We start from the raw sequence: 22,307 nt of genomic DNA on the forward strand, positions 1-22,307 counted from the left end.
TAATTATAATGACCCCTACGGGATTCGAACCCGTGTTACCGCCGTGAAAGGGCGGTGTCTTAACCACTTGACCAAGGGGCCATGGCTCCGAAGGTAGGATTCGAACCTACGACCAATCGGTTAACAGCCGATTGCTCTACCACTGAGCTACTTCGGAATAATTATTTTGTCGAATCATCCTACCGACTTTTATTATTATAAAGACGGTCAGTCGAAAAGTCAACACTTTTTTCATTTTTTTATTTTCATGAATATGTGTAACTTTCGAGGATTCAACGGTCTAACTAAGTAATTTAGCGACTTTAATAATCTAACATAAATTATTAATAATGTAAAGCTATTTTTTCATAGGTACATTAATTTTTTCTAAAAAGCCGTAACATTTACCACAACGATATTTGCTAACATCTATTCTTCGCTTTCTAGGATATTGTTGTTTACAAGATAAGCATTCATATAAATGAATCATCTTATTATATTTTCTAATGTTTTCTTCGATTCTAGAACAATATCTAGGTGCTCCAACTTTAGTTAATAAATCTCGAAAATCTTTATCGCGATGCTTATATCCTTTCCCTTGAATATGTAAATGATAATGGCAAAGTTCGTGAAGTATAATCCCCCGTAATTCATCAATCCCAAAAAGCTCATATGACTTTTTATTGATTTCAATATTGTGACTTTTAAGCAAGTATCGTCCTCCTGTTGTTCTTAACCTAGGATTAAAATAAGCTTTATGTATAAACTTTCGACCGAAATACTCTAAAGACAATCGTTCCACTAGTTGTTGTAACTCTTGATCAGTCATTTTCCCACCGCTCTTCATTACAATATTTTATCCCTTTTCAACACAAGTTTATCATAAAAATAAAAGAGGTGCCTGGTTGTTTAGACACCCTTAGCACTTCTAATATAATAGAACTGATAATTTATCATTTAAAACATGACAACTATTATTAAGTTTTCACTTTTCCATTTCGTTAGCAACATTTTCTTTTTCCGGTGGAATCATCGTTAAAGAAATTCTACCTTTTTCAATTTCTACTTTTTCCACCCAAACCGTTACAATATCACCTAATGAAACGACATCAAGCGGATGTTTCACTCTTCCTTTTTTCAATTTTGAAATGTGCACAAGTCCATCTTGTTTAACCCCGATATCAACAAAAGCTCCAAAGTCTACAACATTTCGAACAGTACCTTGTAAATCCATTCCCACTTGTAAATCTTCCATTTTTAAAACATCGGTTTTTAACAAGGGTTGCGGGAACTCATCGCGAGGATCTCTCATTGGCTTCATTAAACTATCTACAATATCTTTAATTGTGATTTCACCAACACTTAATTTCTCGCTTAGCTCTACCATGTTCACTTCGCTTAGCGTCTTTTCACATTTTTCAGTACCAATATCTTGTTGAGTTAGTCCACACATTTCAAGTATTCTTTCCGCTATTGAATAGCTTTCTGGGTGAATACCCGTTGCATCGAATGGATTTTCTGCATCTGGTATCCGCAGGAATCCGATTGCTTGTTCATAAGTTTTGGCGCCTAGTCGAGGAACTTTTTTCAATTGAGTGCGTGATGTAAACTTTCCATTTTCACTTCTCATTTTTACAATATTTTCCGCTACAGTTTTAGAAAGGCCTGAAACATATTGCAATAACGAACTTGAAGCAGTATTTACATCAACCCCTACTTGGTTCACGGCCGTCTCTACAATAAACGTTAACGATTCTGCTAATTTCTTTTGGGATACATCATGTTGGTATTGACCAACACCTACTGCTTTAGGATCAATTTTTACGAGTTCTGATAATGGATCTTGTAGGCGTCTTGCGATTGAAACAGCACTTCGTTGTTCTACTTGTAAGTCAGGAAATTCTTCCCTAGCAATTTCAGAAGCAGAATATACGGATGCTCCTGCTTCATTAACGATGACATAAGATACTTTTCGTTCCACTTCTTTTAGAACATCCGCAATAAATTGTTCAGTTTCTCTAGATGCCGTACCATTACCAATTGCAATAATATCAATTGGATATTTATTCAATAACGCTTTGATTATCTTTTTCGATTCTTCTGTTTTCGAAAGTGGCGGATGTGGGTAAATGGCTGAAACTTCTAACATTTTTCCGGTTTCGTCAACAACCGCTAATTTGCAACCCGTTCGATATGCAGGGTCTATTCCAAGAACCATAATGCCGCGCATTGGCGGTTGTAAAAGTAAGCTTCTTAAATTTTCTGAGAAAATATGAATTGCTTGAATTTCTGCCTTTTCAGTTAATTCGTTTCGAATTTCTCTTTCAATTGAAGGTTGAATCAGACGTTTGTAACTATCTTCAATTGCTTCTTTCACCGGTGTTATTGAAGGTGAGTTCGATTTGAACGGAATCCATTCTTTTTCCATGATGAAAAGAGCCTTCTCTAATGGGACATGGATGGATACTTTTAGCACTTCTTCTTTTTCGCCCCGGTTGATGGCTAGTGTTCGGTGAGGAACAATAGATTTTACAGGTTCTTCGTATTCATAATACATTTCAAATACTTTCTTTTCATCTTTATTCTCATCTTTTACCGAAGTAGTAATGAGCCCTTCTCTCCACGTTAGTTTTCTTAATAAATCACGAATTTTTGCATCATCAGAAAAACGTTCAGCTAAAATATCTTTAGCACCATTTATCGCATCTTCTACCGTGAATACTTCTTTCTCTTCATTAATGAATGGGCTGGCTAACTTCTCTACTGGATCGTTTCCAAATTTCATTAATTCTTCAGCTAACGGTTCTAAACCTCGCTCTTTGGCAACAGTAGCTTTTGTTCGACGTTTCTGTTTATATGGGCGGTATAAATCTTCCACTCGTTGCAAAATCGTTGCTGCTCGAATTTCAGCGGCTAATTCTTCTGTTAATTTTCCTTGCTCATCGATTAGCCGGATAACCTCTTCTTTTCTTTGCTCTAGTTGTTGTATATAATGATAGCGTTCTTCAATCAATTTAATTTTCACTTCATCAAGGGAGCCAGTTGCTTCTTTACGATAACGTGCGATGAATGGCACTGTATTCCCGTCTTCTAATAATTTAATGACCGCTTCCACTTGAGATGGTTTAACTTCTGAGTCGTTTGCAATCAATTGAAACATTTGCTTTTCGTCCATTTTTCCACTGCCTTTCTACCTTAGAACCTTTCCAATTCAATCGCCTAAAAATTATTAGACAGAGTTATTTTATCATTATGCTTATTTAAATGACCAATTGATGTATTTGTAATAGTAAGTAATAAACTTATATAAAAATAGCCCACTCCAGTGAGCAGGCTTGTCCACATTTTCTGTTCTATTAAATTGAAACATTGCTATTAGTCGTAATAGCGCTCTTCAGTTTTTCAAGGGCTTTTCTCTGTATACGAGAAACATGCATTTGAGAAATCCCTAGCATTTCACCAGCTTCTTTTTGACTTAATTGATCTAAAAAGGTAAGCTGAAGAATTTGCTTTTCCCGTTCTGATAAGATATCTATTACTTCAGAAAATACAATTCTTTTATTTGTAAGCTCGAATCGATCATCCTCTTTTCCTAGCATATCTAATAATGTAACGGTACTTCCATCTGTATCTGATTCAATAGAATGATCAATCGATAATGCTTGATAATTTTTCCCGATTTCCATTGCTTCCAATACTTCTTCCACTTCAACACCTAAGTAATTCGCGATTTCTGGAATAGTAGGGGAGTGCTGTAATTTCACTGTTAACATTTCCACGGCTGATTTTATCTTCGGTCCTAACTCTTTTATACGGCGTGGAACATGAACATCCCAAGTTTTATCACGCAAAAAACGTTTAATTTCACCAATAATTGTCGGAATAGCAAAAACTTCAAAATTCTTGCCAAGAGAGGGATCATAACGTTTTATTGCACCTAACAATCCCAACATCCCAACTTGAAACACATCATCATAAAGCGATTTTCCATAGGAATATTTTTTTGCAATGGATTCAACTAAATTCTCATAATGAAGCACAATACTTGTCAGAAGTTCTTCATCTCCTGTTTGTTGATATTGGAGAATGAAAGAAACAACTTCTTCTTCGAGCCTAAGTGATTGGGATTTTGTGGACATTTTCTTTCACCTGCTCTCTTGCGACATATTTCGTCATGAAAACAGTAACTCCACCTTCATTGTTCACTCTCACCTCGTCCATTAAAGTTTCCATTAAATAAAGACCTAGTCCGCCTTCTCGTAAACTTCTAATATTTTCGTCTTCTCGATATGGTCCAATTTTTGACTTAATCTCTTCGAAATTAAATCCATTTCCATAATCTGAAACCATAATTTCCATTTTATTATTGTACAGTGCACAGCCGATGACGATTTCTCCTTCATCCATACCATAATAGGCGTGTTGCACTACATTTGTAACCGCTTCACTGACTGCAATTTTCATATCTTCAATTTCATCATAAAAAAAGCCTACTCGAGTTGCTAAACCAGATATCGAAAGCCTAATAACACTTACATATTGTGGCTTTGCAGGAATTCGTATTTCTACATAATCAAATGCACTCATTAGCTGGTTCCACCTTTTTATCAGTTTCAATATCCATTAATTCACTCAGCCCAGTGATTTCAAACAATCTAGCTAAGCGACTAGATAGGCGTACTAACTTTAATTCGGCATTTTCTTTTAATACTTTTTTATAAAATGCAACAAAAACTCCCAATCCCGTACTATCCATATAGGTAACTTTTGATAGGTCTAATTCAATAATCGAACTTTTATTGATTGTGATTACCTCTAGTTCCTCCCTTAACATTGGAGCAGTGTAAGTGTCGATTTCTCCTTCTATTACCCCATATATACGATTCCCTTCTTCCCGAAATTGTACATTGACATTCATCCAGGACACCTCCAAATTGACTAAAGTACCTTTCCCCCAAAATACAATGATTAAACCTAAAATTATATTACTTTCTAATATTTTTTAATTGTAACAATAGTAAAATCATCTTCCAATAGAAAATCTTGCAATTTATTTAAGTATTCAAAAATCTTCTCACACATTTCTTGCGCACTTAAATGATTTAACGATTTCGCTAATTCCTTAATATATGTTCGTGAGTCAAAGTTGTCCATTTTTCTAAATTCAGTTACACCATCAGTAATCATAATAATAAAATCATTTTCTGATAGATGAATGTCAGTTTGAGAGTACTTCATCTCAGGCAATACTCCTAATAATAATCCATTAGAATCTAAATCTGTAAATGTTTGTTGTTTGGAGTTATAGTAGAGTGCAGGTTCATGCCCCGCGGAACCAAAAGTAAATATATCCTTTTCTAAATCATATCGACCGTAAAACATGGATACGAACATACTGTCATCAACGCTCTTTTCAATAATGCGATTTAATACTTCTAAAACATAGGAAGGATTATTGTTTGCATATTCTAACGTATCCAAACCATATTTCACCATCGACATACATAGTGCTGCAGGTACACCTTTGCCAACTACATCCGTAACAGCTACACTAAAATATTTCCCATCATCATGCATAAAGTGAACATAGTCACCATTCATTTTTCGAACAGGCACAGAAACCATTCCAATATCAAGACCGTTTGGTTTCGGAATTTTTGTTTCAAGCAATAAATTCTGAATTTTTGCGGCTATTTCCATTTCAATTCGAATCTCTTCTTGCTTTAATAATAAACTTTGATGTTCCTTTAACATCAATCCAAAGTCAACCATCACTTCGATTAAAAAATCAAAAGAATTTAATACAGAATCAGGAAGATCTGGAACAATATATTCTAGCGACTGTTTATGAATACTAACTAAATCTTCAGGAGAAACATTACTCTTCATTAATTGGCGCACTAAATTTTGACCGATGTATAGATTGCTTTCATTTTGATTTAATAAATAATCTGATAAAACTTTTTGATATTGGACTTTTAATTCTTTCAAGAGGAATACACTCCCTATTCCAACCACTTTTCAATCCTTATCACAGTTCCTTTACCTAATTCAGAATTGATTTGGAAAGAATCCATTAATCGTTTTACACCTGGAAGTCCGACTCCTTGGCTATTGGATGTTGTATAATTATCTTCCAGGATTTTGCGAGGATCAGAAATACCTGGACCATTATCTATTGCTGTAATAGCAATTCCTTTTCGTCCATCTTTCTCTAATTTTTCGACAATAATTTCCCCCATGGTGGCATATAAATAAATATTTTTTGCTAATTCACTTGTAGCGGTGGCAATTCTTGCTTGATCAACAACTTCAAAGCCAATTTCCTTGGCTAAATAGCGGCTTAATCGACGTGCAGCAACTATATCTAATTCCGTAACTATATTTACTGTCGGGTGATCTCTCATTTATTAACACCCCCATTGATTTTCCCTAATCACTAGGTCTTTATTCTATTAAAACAATATGTAGTTAAAAATATTGATAAGGATATTGATAAAAATAGTATTTTATATATTTAATATAACGTATTGAATAATCTTCCATCAATTACATAAATATAGCCGCAATGACGGTACTTTCGAAAATTTAGATATTTTTGATAAGAACGATCGAATTATTATTTCTATCTAATTAATATTATTTTCTAAATCATCTTTGCATTCTCCTCTTTTTTAAGCAAAAAAAGCTAATAAAGCATCGTTTGCTTTATTAGCCTCATCGAATATGTATTAAAATTTTATTAAACCTAAACTTATTTCCAAAGCGATATCGACTTTTTCCATCAGCTCATCGTCCAGATGGGTTATTCGGTCGGTTAATCTGGACTTATCTATAGTGCGCAATTGTTCAAGCAAAATTACCGAGTCCCTTTCGAATCCATATTTTTTCGCATCTATTTCGACATGGGTAGGTAATTTTGCTTTTTGAATTTGCGCAGTAATTGCAGCAATAATCACAGTAGGACTAAATCGATTCCCAATATCATTTTGGATAATTAACACAGGCCTTGTACCGCCCTGTTCAGAACCTACAACAGGCGACAAGTCTGCGAAGAAAACGTCCCCACGTTTTACAATCAATAATGTCATCCCCCGCTTACGAGACGCTCCACTGTATGTTCTGCTTCATACTCGGCATGTAGACATTCACATGAAATCGACAAATTAATTTGAGCCATTTCTACATAGCCTTTTCTCAAAGCTTCCCGTATTTGATTTGGTTGCTTGCACGCAGCTTCTCTTCTTTTAAACGTAAAAATAAACATTTCATTATTCGAATATTCTAAATTTCCACCGCAAAATTCCATGACCATTTCCTGAGGAAGAGCCACCTTTACTTCCTTTGCACCATTCACTTTTTTTGCGTACACAACAAGCACCTCCACAAAAACCGTACCTTTTCTCATCACTCTATCTCATTCTATCATCTGAATATAGAGTTGAAAAGACAAGATGTTACAAATTCTGATGTTTTTACAGTTTTTGTTGAGGATTTTGTCGTATTTTAGTCATTTTTGTAATAAATTCTCGGTACTCTGGAAGTGATGATGCAAGGAACTTCGTAGTTAATTGTATCTACTTTAGCAGCCCACTCATCAATAGTAATTTCTTCATTTTTTTGCTTTCCAATTAAAACAACTTTTTCACCAATATTATATGCAGTAGGTAAAGCAATCATACATTGATCCATACAAATTCGTCCGACAATAGGTACTCGTTTTCCATCAATCAATACATCCTGTCCGCTATATTTGCGAATTAATCCATCTGCATAACCAATCGGTAATGTACCGATATAAGTTGGTTCATTAACAGTAAATGTAGCTCCATAACCAACAGACTCCCCAGGTCCGATTTGTTTTATTGCTACTAATTCCGTTTCCAATGAAAAAGCAGGTTTAAATGGAAAAGGATGATTCGATTTTACATATTTTGATGGTGCTAATCCATACATTGAAATACCGAAACGTACTGCATCATACTGCAAACGCGCATCTTTTACTAATGTGGTTGCAGTATTCGCGACATGAACGATTCTCGGTTTTTCAGGTAATGCTTTTATAAATTGTTCAAATCGATGAACTTGTTTTTGGAAGTAAGAATCATCCTCTTCATCTGCTGTTGCAAAATGAGTAAAAATTCCATCAAGTATAAAGTGCTCTGCCGATTGAATTGCATCATACAGGGAGCGCAACTCTTTTACTGTTGTTACGCCAATACGATTCATTCCAGTATCTACTTTAATATGTAGTTTCAGTGACTTGTTGCAAACTTTTTTTGCTTCTTCAACCCAATTTGGAGAATATACCGTTAATGTAATATTTTCTTCTGCTGCGTAATCTGCAAAGGATGCTGGTGAATATCCTAGCACTAATATTTCGGCTGTCGGTATATGTTTCCGAACATGAAGAGCTTCGTCAGGAGTAGCTACTGCGAGCATGCTTGCTCCAGCTTCCAACGCCGCTTTCGCTACTTCAATATCTCCATGTCCATAAGCATTCGCTTTCACGACTGCAATAATTTGAACATTGGGTTGAATATGTTTTTTTAATTCATTTACATTGTATTTTATTGCATTTAAATCAATAATTGCTTTTGTTGGACGGAAGTGCTTATTGTTACGCATATTAAGTATTCCCTCTTTTATTTTTTTTAAACTTCAAATCTTAAGCTTTCTTGTTTGTATTGTAAATCTCTCCGTCCAACAAAGCAATGAAATTACTTCAAACTACCCGCTGTAACTGACGCTGCAACTTCAATCAATTCTTCCTTCGTTAAATCATTGGAAGCAATGAAGAATGAAATACCATCTTTTTCCCAACTAATTGAATGGTCTGTAATAGCACCAATTGTAAATCCTAAATCTAGTGGATCTCCTGGTTGGAATACAGGAATTGTTGCAGATTCGCCTAGCTCAATCGGTTCTTGTACTAATGTGAAGGACTTATCACCTTCAAATGTGAGAATAACACGCTCTACGCCGTCGTTTTCAATACGTTTTTCATCCACTAAAGTTGTGTTACCCCAAGTTAATATTGGATAATGTGTTTGGAATTCAGTACTTTCTTTTTCGGTCGCTACATTTGGTTCATTTTCTTTCGTAAATTGTTCAACTGCATATTCTTTTTCTTTATGCTGCACACCTAAATCGATCTTTTTAAATGTAATTAGCATTTGCTCTTCTTCAGACTCGTCTAATATTGAAACACTTTTTGGGAGCAATGTTTTCTTATCTACGGTTACTCTTTGAGTAGGCATGATGCTCTTATGATTATTTCTCGTTGCAACAGTAAAGATATAGCTATCTTCCGTTTCCTCCATCACAACATTTTCATCAGCCAACAAGTCTTCAGCTAACGCTCCAATTAGATACGGTTGGCTATTTTGTTTTGGCCATTCACTTTGGAACTTGTACGTTTTTTTCAATGAAGGTGTGACTACGAATACTCCTTCTTTATTTCGAATAATCATTTGGGTTACATTTTCATCTTTTTGAGAAACTTCAACTCGATAAAAATCTGGTTGTGTGTGCCATACATTAACATCATAAACTCTTGGTTCGTTTCCTGTTTTAATTTCCATTGTAGCATCGAGTTCGTATCCTTTGCCTTCTGCCCATTTTTCGTGCAGCTTTTCCAAAACTTCTTCCTTCGAATCTTTACCGCAAGCACTCAGCACGACGACACTTAACAGCAAAACGAAAAATATAATGACTTTGTGTCTCAAAACTCCATCCTTTCTACTCTAACTCGATACGACAAATATATGAGGGGCAGTAGAAGTTTATGCTATCACTTTTGGACAATAACACAATTTCATGTTGATAATCAGGAATTCAAAATAATAACTTGTGCTGCAGCATAATCCCTCGAATGTGTAATGCTGACAAAACCATTTACAGCTTGGCCATTAAAATAAAGTATTGGCTTCCCAAGTTCATCATTTAAGATTTCAATTTGGTGAAACTCACATCCCTCCCTTATCCCCGTTCCATTTGCTTTGGAGAAAGCTTCTTTTGCTGCAAATCTTCCTGCTAAAAATTCGCATTTTCTTTTTTCAGAAAGCTCTTTAAAAACGGACAATTCTCGTTCTGATAAAATGCGTCTCTGGAACTTATCTGTTCGATTCATTAACTCATATATTCGATCAATCTCTACGATATCTAAACCTATTCCTTTTATCATATGTTGGCGTTCTCCTTTTAATAATCTCTAAATACAATGTATAATAATTTTATAAATTGAGGTGACTATTATGTTTGTTCGAAGAGAAAATTTTAGACAATATATTAAGTTCTATCCAGTAGTTTCAACGATAATTGCGTTGAACTTAATCGTGTACATATTAACGCTGATTCCTATTATTGGCGATAAAATTTTTTACTCAGGAATGAGCGTGAATAGGTTGATCGCTGAAGGCGAATGGTGGCGAGTAATCACTGCTACTTTTATTCATGCAGGATTCTTTCACATTCTATTTAACATGTTTGCTTTATTTTTATTCGGGCCAGAATTGGAAAGAATTTCTGGTAAAATTCGCTTCTTTACGATTTACCTAATATCAGGACTGTTTGGTAACGTCGCTACCTTCATTTTTCAACATTTGGATTATGCCAGCGTAGGAGCCAGTGGTTCAATTTATGGTATTTTCGGAGCTTATGCAGCACTTGTCTACTATACTAGAAATACAATGCCGCAACTAAAACAAATCATTATGCCAATTATTATCATCGGGTTAATTATGACATTTTTACAACCGAATACGAACTTTTACGCCCACGTTGGTGGATTAATTACTGGATTCATGTTAGGGCTTGCCTACTTCTCACCAAAAAATATATTACGTTGGCGCATGAAATAATACTAATTTGGACAATAAAAAATTTTTTATATAAAAAGAGGATGCATTAGGCATCCTCTTTTTTCATTTCCTTTGATTTTTCAAACCAAGAAAGTAACTCATTTACATCTGATTCATTTAAATGAGATACTCTCGCAGTTGCACCTGTAATACCAGACATAACGGTAGCTTGAATAGAAGCGATGTTTTTTCTTTTTTGAAAATAATTTTGTTTACTCTGGACAACTTGAATCCGTTTCTTTTCTGCAATAAACGTCACTCGGCTAATCACACGATAACGCAATGTTAGTTGGTTACCTGTAATGATAAAGCCATTTGTTTTATACTGCCATAATCTAAGCATAAGAACAGGAAGTACAAATAATATCGAAAATAAACCTAATGGATAAAAGAAGTAAGAACATAATCCAATGATTGGAAGAAGCCACAGAATATCAATCCTATAAAAATGAGGTTTTGCCTTCTTTGGTGGACGAATAAAATCCGGTTCCATTTCAAAATCAAAATGTGGAAATAATTGTCGTAACGGTTCTAACATTCTTTGATTCGAAATGATTGGAAACAACATGATTTTTTTATCGTGTTCTCCAAAACCACCGCTTGCGCTTTCTACAACGACTGTTGCATATTTAACCATTTGTCTTATAGGATTTTCGACAATTTTAATTCCTTGTACTCGATTTTTTGGAATCGTAATTCGCTTTTTTTCCAATAAACCGCGTGTAATTACAATTCGGTCGTTCTCTTGAACAACTGTAAAATCATAGTAATTAATAAATGTAATGATGATTGATACAATCCATGCCATTAAAAATGTAAAGAAAATGGTCATCAACACAATCATAAATCCAAATTGTATAAATATTGATAGCTCTTCAAAAATCCTTTCGTAAGGTATAAATTCAGAAACTTGAGAAATAAAAGCCGCTACCCCTGCAATAACCACTCCTATACTATTCGATGTAGTGGCAAGCAGAAATAAGTCTTTTGCTGAAATTTTGTAAATGATTTCATGAAGATCTTGTTGAACTTCAACTGCTTCCAATTGGTTTTTATCTTCGAATTCATTTTCACTTGCTTGCTCTATGTTTACTTTCTTTGTTTCTCTTTCAATCTGAGAAGCCTCTTCTCTCGTTATAGCTGTCAACACCACTTCAGGTTTACCATCCGTACTTCCGGCTGTTTCTACCATAACTTGAACAAGACCGAAAATACGGTGGAATATCGATTCTTTATAATTAAAACTTTGGATGCGATCAAAAGGAATATAACGTTTCTTTTTGATAAATAGTCCATATTCCACTCTTAGTTCATTTTCTTCAAACCAATAAACAAAAGTCCACCATCTAATAAACCCGGAAATTAAATAAAATATTAGAACCAATAAAAAAATTAATAAAGGGATATATTCCCAAAAGTCATTACTCTCAATTTTAAAACCGTTCGCAACTGCAATAATTAAAAATGGAATAATTAATTCTTTTAATCCCTTTATAAAGTTAATAACAGCCGAAACTGGATGGAGTTTATACTTTTTATACATCATCTTCAGCCACCCTCGCTAACTCGGAAATTCTTGCTCGCAAACGGTCTGCTTCTTCTGTTATTAACATGGGAATTACATGGGTCGTGGCTGCTGTTGAAATCGAAATATTTGCTAAATCATATTTTTTTAATATGGGACCTTGTGATGTATCCACATGTTGTACTCGAACCATCGGAATCAACGTTCTCGTTACGACAAATAAGCCACTTTGAATTTCAATTTCATGTTCCCTAACTTCATAACGCCAATGATCCCATCGAATTTTTGGAAATAGCCAAATTAATGCCAAGGCTGGGATGGCAACAAAAACAATTGCAATGTAATAAATAAATGTTGGCCCATCAAATTTATATGTAAGAAAACTAGCTACTCCAGCAATTATTGATAGAAAAATAGTATAAATAAGTCCATATAATCTCCATACCGTTAATCCTTTTCTAGGAATTTGATATTCCGGTTCTCTTCTTATCATTATCTCTCACCTCTTATCTATCTCTTTCATATACGGTTTTCCTTTTATTTTGTTTCAAAACTCCTTATTTTTTTAATTCATCATTTTTTAGCTTAGTGAATTCATATATATCATATTAGACTTCCTAGTGCTTTCTCTGTATAAATTTTAGAATTTTCAGTCTAATAAAATCACTATTCATTACGTAAGGAGTGTAGTTGGATGAACGTACCTTTAGTTTTAACCCATTTTTTAGATCGAGCCGTTGCATTATACGGAAATAAGGAAGCAATTATCAGTTATGAAGGGGATCGGCGATTCACTTATTACCAGTTCAACACCCGAGTAAATCAGCTGTCAAGGGGGCTACAATCTTTAGGCATTAAAAAACATGATAAAGTAGCATATCTTGCCCCAAACACGATTGAAATGCTTGAAGGTTTTTATGGGATATATCAAGTTGGTGCAGTAATGGTACCTTTAAATATTCGTTTAAAACCTGAAGATTATCTTTTTATTTTAAATCATAGCGAGTCAAAAGTATTGTTTGTAGATCAAGAACTTTATCATTTAATTGAACCAATCAAATCAAAATTAAATACTGTCGAATCAATTATTGTTCATAACAAAAATAGTGAAACAAATGAAATCAATTATGATGAATGGCTTGCTTCTTTTGATGGTTCAAACTTTGACAGAGTTGATTTGGATGAAAATGATGAATGCAGTTTATTATATACAAGCGGAACAACTGGTAATCCAAAAGGCGTCCTTCTAACACACCGAAACAATTATTTACATGCTTTAAGCTCGATGCATTTCTTACGCGTTACAGATCGAGATGTATACTTACACGTCTTATCGATGTTCCATGTGAACGGGTGGGGATCACCTTTTTATTATACTGCCAATGGAGCAACTCACGTTACGTTGAGAAAAGTTGCAGCTGATCAAATCTTTGATGCTATTCAAAAATATAAAGTAACAGTCATTCATATGGCACCTACTGTATTAAATACATTATTGCAATATTATGATGAACATAAACCTGTGGTGTCTCATAAAGTGAGAGTTGTTATTGCTGGATCTGCACCACCTCCTGCCTTTGTTGAACGGGTTGAAAAAGACCTTGGCTGGGAATTCATCCAAGTTTATGGAATGACAGAATCTTCACCACTGAGCTTAGGTTCCCGAATACTTTCACAATATGAAAATCTTTCAGAAGTTGAAAAAATGAGATTGAAAGCAAAAGCCGGTACACCATTTATAGGTACAGAAGTAAAAGTAGTGGATGAAAACGGCGAAGAAGTTCCTCACGATGGGAAAACAATGGGAGAAATTATTGTTCGTGGACACGGCGTGATGAAAGGCTATTGGAAAAACGAAAACGCTACAATGGAAACAATCATTAATGGTTGGTTATATACAGGCGATGTAGGCACCATTGATGAGAAAGGTTATATCGATATAACTGACCGTAAAAAAGATATTATTATAAGTGGCGGTGAAAATATCTCTTCCATAGAAGTAGAAGGCGTATTATATGAACACCCTGCTATAAAAGAAGCAGCCGTCATTGCTATTCCACACGAAAAATGGGGAGAAACTCCTCACGCCATTGTCGTATTAAAAGATGGCTACCAGGTTACTGAGCAAGAACTAATCGACTTCACTCGTTCAAAATTAGCACATTTTAAGGCAATAAAAAGTGTATCTTTTGTTGATGAATTGCCAAAAACAGCTTCAGGCAAAATACAAAAAGTTCAATTACGCAAACAATATATTGAATCGGTTCAACAAATATAAAAAGCAGGAGGGAAGCCCTTCCTGCTTACATTTATTCTTACTTTCTACCTCGACGGCGTTCTCCCGTTTTCTTACCGCCTTCTCTTCTGCTTCCACGGTGTTCTCGGCGAACACTTCGTCCCCCACTGCGTCCATTTGAACGTTCTTTGCGTATTGGAAGCGGACGTTCTTCTGTAATTTTCACTGGAGTATCGTCCGGCTCTTTTGTAAATGATTTGATGGCTGCAGCTATAAGATCCACTGCATCATAATCTTCCAATAATTCTGTTGCTAGCAATCGATAATCTTTTAAATCATTTGCTTGAACAACTTCCACAAGCTTTTCAATCGCCAATTTCTGTTGCCCTGCTAATGCTTCGTCTTCAGTTGGTGGGCGCAGAGGCGTCATGCGTTTATTTGTTGTTTCTTCAACGATTCTTAAATAGCCCATCTCTCTTGGTGTTACAAATGTAACAGCAAGTCCTGATTTCCCTGCACGCCCAGTCCGACCAATTCGGTGTACATAACTTTCCGGATCTTGAGGAATGTCGAAGTTATACACATGAGAAACTCCAGAAATATCTAATCCACGTGCCGCCACATCTGTTGCAACAAGGATATCAATTTTATTTTCTTTAAACTGACGTAATACAGACAAACGCTTTGATTGGCTCAAGTCTCCATGAATACCTTCTGCTAGATATCCACGAATATTTAACGCTTGCGCTAATTCGTCTACACGGCGTTTTGTACGACCAAATACGATGGCCAATTCCGGTTGATGTACATCCAAAAGACGAGTTAAAATATCAAATTTTTCTCGTTCCTGAGTTTTCACAAAATATTGTTCAATATTTTCAACCGTCATTTCTTTTGATTTAATTTTCACTTCTTTTGGATTCTTCATAAATTTCGTTGCGATTTTACGAATCGCTGGCGGCATTGTTGCTGAGAACAACAACATTTGGCGATTTTCAGGCACTTTTTCTAAAATCGCATTAATGTCATCAATGAAGCCCATGTTTAACATTTCATCTGCTTCATCCAATACAAGGGTTTGAACATGTTCAAGCTTCAATGTACGACGGTTGATATGATCTATTATTCGACCTGGAGTTCCAACGATAATTTGCGGTTTGTTTTTTAAAGCACGAATTTGTCGTCCGATATCTTGTCCACCGTAAACAGATAATATTTTTACTCGCTTGTCATATCCAATTTTATAAAGCTCTTCTGAAACTTGAATAGCTAGTTCACGAGTCGGTGCAATAATTAATGCTTGAATATCCGGATTATTCGTATCAATTTTTTCGATAATCGGAATACCGAACGCCGCCGTTTTACCGGTACCTGTTTGTGCTTGTCCGATAATGTCGCGGCCTTCTAAAGCAAATTTAATAGTTCCTTCTTGAATTGGTGTTGCTTCTTCAAATCCCATACGTTTTAACGAACGCAATGTAGATTCACTAATATTAAATTCTGAAAAATTTGTCAAACTCTTCAATCTCCTTTTTTCTCTTAAGTCGACAAATGGTTACATTTTTCAGATGAAATGTCGGCAAATATCGAGCCTTTAGTTAGAACGTTCCGTCAAATTAATAAATCCTCATACTTAGAGAAAACATTTATTTATATGAAAAGGAAAGCCCGGTCTTTGCCGAGCGGTTCAATTCTATGCATTTCAGTATGTTCGAATAGAATAAAACCGATATACTCAAAAAAAAGTACTCTTCGTTCCCTTTGAAGAGTAATTGTATAAAATGTATCCATTGCTCTCCCTAGTCTACACGGTACATGAAAATTATGCAACGATAATGCTTCTATTGTCTAAAGCTTATTTTTCCGATTGTAAAAAATGCAGTACATCCGTAAACCAAGATTCACAATCGTCGCTATAACAAATATGGTGTTTACCACAAGATGAAAAGTAAATATATTTTTCCTTTGATGAAAGTTTATCGTATAAATATTGAGCGGTTGTATACGGAACGATTCCATCACATTTTCCTTGAACAATAAAGGTTGGTATATTGATTGACTCAATATATGGTTCAACCTGCCGGACGATTTTCATAAATTGTATTGCTGCACTAACAGGTACATTTTTTAGTTTATACTCATATCGCTTGAATAATTCATTATTTTTTAAATGTCCTTCAATGGCTTCTTTTGCAAATTTTTGTAAATCGCTTAATAACTGCTTTGGAGCAATATATTTCACAGCCGCACTAAGCAAAACGATTTTCTTTATAGGATATCGTTTTCCTAAGTATAAAGCGATGACTCCTCCCATGGAAAAACCTATAACATAAACCTTGTCGACTTTTTTAGCTAATCTTTTATAGGCAAGCTCAGCATCAATCAGCCAATGCTCAGCTGTGAAACCTTTTAATGAAAGTGTTTCGCCATGACCACAAAATGTGGGGACTTCCACAATCCAATCGGTTTGATTTCGTATGTATTCTGCTAAAGGTTGTACCTCATACGGTCCTCCAGAAAATCCATGCAACATCAATACACCAACAGACATAAGAAAACACTCCTGTTGCAGAAGAATTCTTCTAAATAAAAAAGTGAAATTCACTTCGAACACCATTCGTCCCGTTCTTTTCTGCCGGAGTCTCCATGAATTCCACTTTAATGGCGAATTCTTTATTTATTGAAAGTATTAATTATCGTCTCTAATTTCATACCTCGAGATCCTTTAATTAAAATTAACGAGTCTTTATCGGCATGTTGTTTTATATAATCGACGATTTTCCCGTAGTCATCTTTCGTGTGCAATATTCGCCCAGTAAATCTTGGTGCTATTTTGTGATATAACCATTCCATACGAGGGCCAAATAAGCATATTCTAGAAATATGATTTTCATCAATGTATTTAGCTAATTCTTCATGGAATTGTTGCTCTTTATCTCCTAACTCCAACATATCTCCTAAAACTAGCCATTTATCTTTTCGCATCGATGTGGATTGGAGGAATTCAATTGCCGCTTTCATTGATGTTGGTGCTGCGTTGTAAGCATCATTTATAAACAAAACATCTCCAACAGGAACAAGTTGCATCCGCATATCTGTAAGAGATACTTGTTCCAACCCTTTGCGAATTTGTTCATCTGACATTCCTAAAGATTTTGCGACAAGCATAGCACCTAACGCATTTTTCACTTGATGTTTTCCTAATATCGGAATAAAAAATTCGCCGTTTAATTCACCATCAACAATAAAGCGGCTGCCCTTTTCCGTCGTCTCTATTTCTCGAATCATTAAATCATTTCCTTGTTGAAAACCGAATGATTTCGATCTTAATTGGGGAGTAATTTCAATTAATGCTCTCAATAGAGGCTCATCACCGTCATAACATAATACACCTTCTGAATCGAATCCCTTAATAATTTCAAATTTCGCCTTCGCTATACCTTCTCTTGATCCCAAATCTTGCATATGAGCTTCGCCAATATTCGTAATAACAGCATAATGCGGTTTAGCTAATGTGGATAAAAACTCAATCTCGCCAAACCCGCTCATTCCCATTTCTAAAACTGCAATTTCTGTATCTTCATCAAGAGACAATATTGTAAGAGGCAAACCTAGTTCATTATTAAAGTTACCAATCGTTTTTTGCACTTTATAAAATGGTGAAAGCAAACTTGCTAAAATATCTTTTGAAGATGTTTTTCCGTTCGAACCTGTGATTCCAATGAATTTTGCCTTCAGCTCATTGCGGTACATACGCGCCATTTGTTGCAACGCGAGCCCAGAATCCTCTACAAAAAGAAGCGGTACATCTTTTGGTGGATTCGGTTCATCTTTTAACCAAAGGGAACAACTTGCTCCTTTTTCAAAAGCTTGAAGCACATATTTATGTCCATTCGTTTTTTCCCCGCGAAAAGGGATAAATAAATCTCCTTCTTTAATTGTTCTTGTATCAATGGATACGCCGGTTACGATTTTTTCACCATGTTCACCAGCTTCGATATTTAACCAATTTGCAATGTCTTGAATACTTTTTCTCATCATTCATCCCACTTATTCTCTATTAAATTGAAGTTGTTGTTTTTCTTTATGTCGCTCAAGTGCTAATTCGATTAGCTGATCAATTAATTCAGAATAGTTTAACCCACTGTTTTGCCAAAGAAGTGGATACATGCTGACAGGAGTGAAGCCTGGCATCGTATTTACTTCATTTATAAATACTTCATCTCCACATACGAAGAAATCAGCTCTTACTAAGCCGGAACAATCTAAAACTTTAAAGGCACGAATGGCCATATCTTTCATTTTCTCTTCCACTTCTTTTGTAATTTCTGCCGGAATAATTAATTTTGTTGATCCGTCCTTATATTTTGATTCGTAATCATAAAACTCAGTTGTTGGCTTTATTTCTCCTGCTACGGATACTTTCGGTTCATTATGTCCAAGCACAGCCATTTCAATTTCACGGGCTTCAATTCCTTGCTCTACAACTACTTTCCGATCATATTTAAAAGCGATATTAATCGATTTCTCTAATTCTTCTCTGTTCGATGCTTTGCTTATTCCTACGCTAGAACCTAGGTTTGCCGGTTTAACAAACATCGGATAAGTTAATTCACGTTCACACTTTGAAAGCAATGCCTCTTTGTTATGGTCCCATTCATATCGAATAAAATAAACGAATGGTACTTGATTTAGTCCTGCAATGCTAAACAATTGCTTCATGACAACCTTATCCATTCCAGCTGAAGAGGATAGAACACCATTTCCAACATAAGGAAGGTTCAATAATTCAAGCAATCCTTGTACTGTGCCATCCTCACCATAAGTACCGTGGAGCAATGGAAAAATCACATCAAATTTTGCTTGTTCCTGATTCTCATCCAAAATAAATTCAAGAATGTAGTTTGGTTTACTTTCTTTCTTTGTAAATTGTAATTCTTCAATAGATTCAGCTGGTTTCGTTAACTGAGGACCTCTGCACCATTCGCCATCAATGGTAATATAAATCGGAATTACTTCATATTTATCAAAATCGATAGCTTTGGTTACCGCTGTAGCCGTTATTAGTGATACTTCATGCTCCGCGGATTTCCCCCCATATAATAATCCGATTCGTTTTTTCATTTTTCGACCTCCAACTTTTGAGTAATACTAGTTTATCATGAAAAGATTTAATTCATGAATGCTAAAAAGAAAAAACTCCCTGTCATTTGGCAATACCCTTGGACAGGGAAGTTTACTTCAGTTTAATAAGTTCATCATGTTCTTGTTTTAAAATCATTTTTAAATCATTCCATACTTCATCAGGATAATCATAATCGGAGAGTGTGCGAATTTCTAAGCCAAAGTGGTTGTCTGGTTTATCCACTTTATAAAGTGAAATCAAGGCACCTTCTTTAAAATAATTGCGATATGCTTTTAATAATGAGACGTCAATCGTTGGAATTGTTTCCTTCGACTTTCTTCGCCAAAAACCCCCATTTCCTCCGTTTTCTTTTATAATATTATTGATAAGTGCTGAAATGAGAGTCTCAAAATCTTCTAAGTAGCGAAAATAAATTTTCGTTGTTTGATCAGCTGCGGATGAACAATACACATAACGATTTTGCAGGTTCACAAAAAACGGTGTTGAAACAGGTTCCTTTTTATGAGCTAAATATAATAATTCTGCTTGCTCAATGGGAGTAAGCTGATTTACATGCCTTTCGTCAGCAAAATCAACCCAGCACAAATCTTGATTTGTATCATCCACTTTTTTAACAAAGTTTTTTATTTCATCGCTTGGAATATAATCTAGCTGGGTATGCATATTAAATAAACCATCTTCGTAATTGTGTTTTAACAGTAAAATATTTTTGATTGAATCGATTGCTCCAATAAATTGTTTTAATGACAAACCGCTAAAAATAACAAAGCGATCAACATCGTTCATATGTATAAACAAATGGTAAAAATAATCATCAACCGTCTTATATTTTTTAGCCATTCGATCACTCTCCAATACCGCAACAGTTAAGTTTATTATAAGATGTAATTATGTTTTTTGAAACAATTTCACAAAGGTTTCGTCTTATTGTTGTGTTTTAATCGGATAAAATCATATTTTCGCTATAATACCATATAGAATATGATACAGTATATTGATGAAGAGCTTTGTTGATTGCAATATTATAGAACATAGGTGGACAAAATGGAGAATAACAGAAATTTTGCAGAAAGATTCGATTGGAAACTTGCTGCCATACTCGTCATGTTTTTAATTATTAGTTTAGTAGCTATTTCTTCCGCTCAAACGACAGGGCAATATGGTCAAATAAATTTTGTTTTTAAACAATTACAATGGTACGTGATTGGTTCCTTCATCGTTGCTTTTGTCATGTATTTCGAGCCGGAGCAATATAAAAAAATGTCTTGGTATTTATATGGTTTTGGAATTTTACTCTTATTTGTACTTATTTTTATGCCAGAAGGTCAAGGCCAAATAGGGGAGCCAAAAAACGGAGCAAAAAGCTGGTATCATATACCAGGTCTCGGAAGTATTCAACCTTCTGAATTTATGAAAACTTTTTTTATTCTTGCAACCGCAAGACTGATTAGCACTCACCATGAAAAGTATGTAAGTAAAACACTTAAAACAGACTTTTTACTTTTAGGAAAAATTGGTTTGTCATTATTCATTCCGCTTGCTCTTATCATGCAGCAACCTGATTTAGGTTCATCACTAGTATTTATTGCCATTACTGCTGCACTCATTGTTGTTGCAGGAATTTCATGGAAGATTATTCTACCTATTTTTATCAGTGGTATGAGCATTGCCGGATTAATTTTATGGATGGCTTTATATATGCAAGATTTTCTTGCAGAATATTTAGGAGTAAAACCTTACCATTTCGGACGAATATATTCATGGATTGATCCATACTCATATGCAGATAAAGCTGGTTATCATTTAATCACTTCACTCAATGCCATTGGTTCAGGAGAAATTTTCGGCAAAGGATATATGAACCGTGAAGTATATGTAGCAGAAAACCATACCGATTTTATCTTTGCCGTAATCGGCGAGGAATGGGGATTTATAGGTGCTAGTTTCGTCATTTGTCTTTATTTCCTATTAATTTACCATTTAACAAAAATCACACTCACATTAAAAGATCCATTCTGTACATATGTGTGTGCTGGTATTATCGCAATGATTACCTTCCATGTTTTTGAAAACATCGGAATGACAATACAACTACTTCCGATTACCGGAATCCCTTTACCGTTTATTAGTTACGGTGGAAGTTCACTTATGGGAAATGCCCTTGCTATTGGTCTTGTATTTAGCATGAAGTTTCATTACAAAAAATACATGTTCTCAGCAAATGAAGATGATGAATTATGAAAAAAATTCCCGCCGATGCGGGAATTTTTTCGTTCAACCAAATCAATATTGGGAAGTAGTTTTTGGTGGTGCTAATACTTTTAACAATTCTAGCCGTGACTTTGTTACAGTTGCAGTTACCCCTAATTTCGATAATTTTGAAGCAATCTTTCTCAAATCCACTTCCTTGCCCATTCCAACCACCTATCCTCACATTATATTATTTACAACGTACAAATAGTGAAAAAAGTTTCGTACAAATATCCTCAAAATATTTTACCATGATTCTATTCCGTTTAATTTTTCAAAAATGTTACAACTACAATCTTGTCAAATAAA

At 34.9% G+C, this 22,307-nt stretch carries 23 protein-coding genes and 2 tRNA genes; 3 read left to right on the forward strand and 22 right to left on the reverse strand.

Annotated elements, in window-relative coordinates; genetic code table 11:
- Nucleotides 1-9 precede the first annotated feature (9 nt).
- From UtA1_RS01250 to acpS, 14 genes are all read right to left on the reverse strand, one after another.
- Nucleotides 10-81: transfer RNA gene (locus UtA1_RS01250), tRNA-Glu, on the reverse strand.
- 1 nt (nt 82) lies between these two features.
- Nucleotides 83-157, reverse strand: a tRNA-Asn gene (locus tag UtA1_RS01255).
- Between the two features lie 180 nt (nt 158-337).
- Nucleotides 338-808: a SprT family protein gene (locus UtA1_RS01260; RefSeq protein WP_096552354.1), complete on the reverse strand. Its 471-nt coding sequence runs from the start codon at nt 806-808 to the stop codon at nt 338-340.
- 156 nt (nt 809-964) lie between these two features.
- Entirely contained in the window at nt 965-3,154 is a 2,190-nt protein-coding gene (locus tag UtA1_RS01265) for a Tex family protein (protein ID WP_096549787.1), read from the reverse strand.
- Between the two features lie 181 nt (nt 3,155-3,335).
- Complete coding sequence (gene sigB / locus UtA1_RS01270) at nt 3,336-4,118, reverse strand: RNA polymerase sigma factor SigB (RefSeq protein ID WP_096549788.1); 783 nt, start codon at nt 4,116-4,118, stop codon at nt 3,336-3,338.
- Nucleotides 4,093-4,566 (reverse strand): anti-sigma B factor RsbW, encoded by a 474-nt coding sequence (rsbW, locus tag UtA1_RS01275; protein ID WP_096549789.1) that lies wholly within the window; start codon nt 4,564-4,566, stop codon nt 4,093-4,095. The genes sigB and rsbW overlap by 26 nt, the downstream gene beginning before the upstream one ends.
- Entirely contained in the window at nt 4,553-4,897 is a 345-nt protein-coding gene (locus tag UtA1_RS01280; RefSeq protein ID WP_016838303.1) for an STAS domain-containing protein, read from the reverse strand. Before UtA1_RS01280 ends, rsbW begins: the two co-directional genes overlap by 14 nt.
- Before the next feature lie 74 nt (nt 4,898-4,971).
- Nucleotides 4,972-5,970 carry a PP2C family protein-serine/threonine phosphatase gene (locus UtA1_RS01285; RefSeq protein ID WP_016838304.1) on the reverse strand — a complete coding sequence of 333 codons (999 nt, stop codon included), beginning with the start codon at nt 5,968-5,970 and terminating at the stop codon, nt 4,972-4,974.
- 14 nt (nt 5,971-5,984) lie between these two features.
- The gene (locus tag UtA1_RS01290; protein ID WP_096549790.1) at nt 5,985-6,386 is read right to left on the reverse strand and encodes an anti-sigma regulatory factor; all 402 of its coding nucleotides are present in this window, start codon (nt 6,384-6,386) and stop codon (nt 5,985-5,987) included.
- A 324-nt stretch (nt 6,387-6,710) separates the two neighbouring features.
- The gene (locus UtA1_RS01295) at nt 6,711-7,061 is read right to left on the reverse strand and encodes a type II toxin-antitoxin system PemK/MazF family toxin (protein ID WP_096549791.1); all 351 of its coding nucleotides are present in this window, start codon (nt 7,059-7,061) and stop codon (nt 6,711-6,713) included.
- 5 nt (nt 7,062-7,066) lie between these two features.
- Nucleotides 7,067-7,351, reverse strand: coding sequence for a transcriptional regulator (locus UtA1_RS01300; protein WP_096549792.1), 285 nt, complete (start codon nt 7,349-7,351; stop codon nt 7,067-7,069).
- Nucleotides 7,352-7,485: 134 nt separating this feature from the next.
- Complete coding sequence (gene alr, locus UtA1_RS01305) at nt 7,486-8,607, reverse strand: alanine racemase (protein WP_096549793.1); 1,122 nt, start codon at nt 8,605-8,607, stop codon at nt 7,486-7,488.
- A 92-nt stretch (nt 8,608-8,699) separates the two neighbouring features.
- Nucleotides 8,700-9,707, reverse strand: coding sequence for a LolA family protein (locus tag UtA1_RS01310; RefSeq protein WP_096549794.1), 1,008 nt, complete (start codon nt 9,705-9,707; stop codon nt 8,700-8,702).
- Nucleotides 9,708-9,808: 101 nt separating this feature from the next.
- Entirely contained in the window at nt 9,809-10,165 is a 357-nt protein-coding gene (gene acpS / locus UtA1_RS01315; protein WP_016838310.1) for a holo-ACP synthase, read from the reverse strand.
- 70 nt (nt 10,166-10,235) lie between these two features.
- On the opposite strand from acpS, the gene UtA1_RS01320 reads away from it, so the two are divergent.
- The gene (locus tag UtA1_RS01320) at nt 10,236-10,841 is read left to right on the forward strand and encodes a rhomboid family intramembrane serine protease (protein ID WP_016838311.1); all 606 of its coding nucleotides are present in this window, start codon (nt 10,236-10,238) and stop codon (nt 10,839-10,841) included.
- A gap of 46 nt (nt 10,842-10,887) precedes the next feature.
- Here the strand turns inward: UtA1_RS01320 and UtA1_RS01325 are convergent, their stop codons facing one another.
- Nucleotides 10,888-12,387 carry a PH domain-containing protein gene (locus tag UtA1_RS01325; protein ID WP_016838312.1) on the reverse strand — a complete coding sequence of 500 codons (1,500 nt, stop codon included), beginning with the start codon at nt 12,385-12,387 and terminating at the stop codon, nt 10,888-10,890.
- On the reverse strand, nt 12,377-12,859 hold the full coding sequence (locus UtA1_RS01330) for a PH domain-containing protein (RefSeq protein WP_016838313.1): 483 nt from the start codon (nt 12,857-12,859) through the stop codon (nt 12,377-12,379). Before UtA1_RS01330 ends, UtA1_RS01325 begins: the two co-directional genes overlap by 11 nt.
- A gap of 201 nt (nt 12,860-13,060) precedes the next feature.
- On the opposite strand from UtA1_RS01330, the gene UtA1_RS01335 reads away from it, so the two are divergent.
- Complete coding sequence (locus UtA1_RS01335; protein WP_096549795.1) at nt 13,061-14,644, forward strand: long-chain-fatty-acid--CoA ligase; 1,584 nt, start codon at nt 13,061-13,063, stop codon at nt 14,642-14,644.
- 37 nt (nt 14,645-14,681) lie between these two features.
- Here UtA1_RS01335 and UtA1_RS01340 read toward each other — a convergent pair whose 3' ends face one another.
- From UtA1_RS01340 to UtA1_RS01360, 5 genes are all read right to left on the reverse strand, one after another.
- Nucleotides 14,682-16,118 carry a DEAD/DEAH box helicase gene (locus UtA1_RS01340; RefSeq protein ID WP_016838315.1) on the reverse strand — a complete coding sequence of 479 codons (1,437 nt, stop codon included), beginning with the start codon at nt 16,116-16,118 and terminating at the stop codon, nt 14,682-14,684.
- Nucleotides 16,119-16,457: 339 nt separating this feature from the next.
- The gene (locus tag UtA1_RS01345; protein ID WP_096549796.1) at nt 16,458-17,153 is read right to left on the reverse strand and encodes an alpha/beta hydrolase; all 696 of its coding nucleotides are present in this window, start codon (nt 17,151-17,153) and stop codon (nt 16,458-16,460) included.
- Between the two features lie 122 nt (nt 17,154-17,275).
- The gene (locus UtA1_RS01350; protein WP_096549797.1) at nt 17,276-18,640 is read right to left on the reverse strand and encodes a UDP-N-acetylmuramoyl-tripeptide--D-alanyl-D-alanine ligase; all 1,365 of its coding nucleotides are present in this window, start codon (nt 18,638-18,640) and stop codon (nt 17,276-17,278) included.
- Nucleotides 18,641-18,652: 12 nt separating this feature from the next.
- Complete coding sequence (locus UtA1_RS01355; RefSeq protein ID WP_096549798.1) at nt 18,653-19,726, reverse strand: D-alanine--D-alanine ligase; 1,074 nt, start codon at nt 19,724-19,726, stop codon at nt 18,653-18,655.
- 112 nt (nt 19,727-19,838) lie between these two features.
- Entirely contained in the window at nt 19,839-20,588 is a 750-nt protein-coding gene (locus UtA1_RS01360) for a hypothetical protein (RefSeq protein WP_096549799.1), read from the reverse strand.
- Nucleotides 20,589-20,792: 204 nt separating this feature from the next.
- On the opposite strand from UtA1_RS01360, the gene UtA1_RS01365 reads away from it, so the two are divergent.
- Nucleotides 20,793-21,989 (forward strand): FtsW/RodA/SpoVE family cell cycle protein, encoded by a 1,197-nt coding sequence (locus UtA1_RS01365; RefSeq protein ID WP_016838320.1) that lies wholly within the window; start codon nt 20,793-20,795, stop codon nt 21,987-21,989.
- Between the two features lie 42 nt (nt 21,990-22,031).
- Here the strand turns inward: UtA1_RS01365 and UtA1_RS17765 are convergent, their stop codons facing one another.
- On the reverse strand, nt 22,032-22,163 hold the full coding sequence (locus UtA1_RS17765) for an Lmo0850 family protein (protein ID WP_016838321.1): 132 nt from the start codon (nt 22,161-22,163) through the stop codon (nt 22,032-22,034).
- Nucleotides 22,164-22,307: the final 144 nt, after the last annotated feature.

Source organism: Ureibacillus thermosphaericus, from assembly GCF_002370195.2.
In the GTDB taxonomy this organism is placed as follows: domain Bacteria; phylum Bacillota; class Bacilli; order Bacillales_A; family Planococcaceae; genus Ureibacillus; species Ureibacillus thermosphaericus.